The sequence below is a fragment of the Rhizobacter sp. P2_H3 genome (genome assembly GCF_056403355.1).
Genome location: NZ_JBFUFQ010000523.1, coordinates 1 through 810, shown reverse-complemented (window position 1 = coordinate 810; position 810 = coordinate 1). Strand labels below are relative to the sequence as shown.

Here is an 810-nt window from a genome sequence, read left to right as displayed (position 1 = left end):
GCTCAGCGACGGGCTGTTGGACAAGGCCCGGGAAGAAAACGTCAAGCGCCTGCCGGACCTGGTGAAATCCTTTTCCGTCAAGGGCGATCCGGTGCCRGAACTGGGCGACCCGGAAAAGCTCTCCAACAAGGCCCTCAAGATGCTGGGCTTGCCGCACCCGCGCTCGGTGGGCACTGCTCACGTCTTCGAACCCGATCCCCACCTGGAGATCTCCGACCCCGTGGACCGTGTGTGGCCGATGTTCCTGCACGACCTGTTCCTGCCGCAGCTCGAAAGCCATCAGCGGCAAGGCCTCGTCCAGGAGCAGGCCGCCCAGGGCGCCGCCTGATCGAGCCAGCTCGGTCCACCGATCTGCGAGCAGCTCGTCACGCGAGGAGTGTCTCGACGCGAGGCCCGAATCGCGGTGATCAACACTATTGCCTGCCGCGCGCGGCTGGATCCACTCAGCAGTGGTACCCCGCGAGCGTCATCGGTACGTCGTCCGGCAGGCTGTCGAAGAACGCCGCCTCGTCGCCGGGTCCGGGTCCGGGTGCGTCGCTGTCGAACAGCCGATGGCGAGGCGCGTGCGGCCCGCGATCAAGTTCGATGGTTGCTGCGGCAGGGGTAGCAACACGCGAGGCTCGGCCCCGACCGTGCATTGCCTCGGCCGACTGCCGCCCTGAAACGATTCAGCATTCTGCGGACGGCAGGGCCTCCTCCATGGAGGGCAACTCTTCGGCCGCCTCGCCGGCGGTGGCAAATCGCGCCAAGCGCTCCAGCGCCGGTCGTGGTTGGTCAGGCAGGAGTAGCAAAACGCAAGGAGAGGTGGCC

1 protein-coding gene is annotated in these 810 nt (G+C 66.9%); it reads left to right on the top strand.

Annotation, left to right across the window (positions count from 1 at the left end):
- Positions 1–328, top strand: a 328-nt coding sequence (locus AC1D1T_RS32820; protein ID WP_477993546.1) for a hypothetical protein, incomplete at its 5' end; no start/stop codon positions are given.
- Positions 329–810 lie beyond the last annotated feature (482 nt).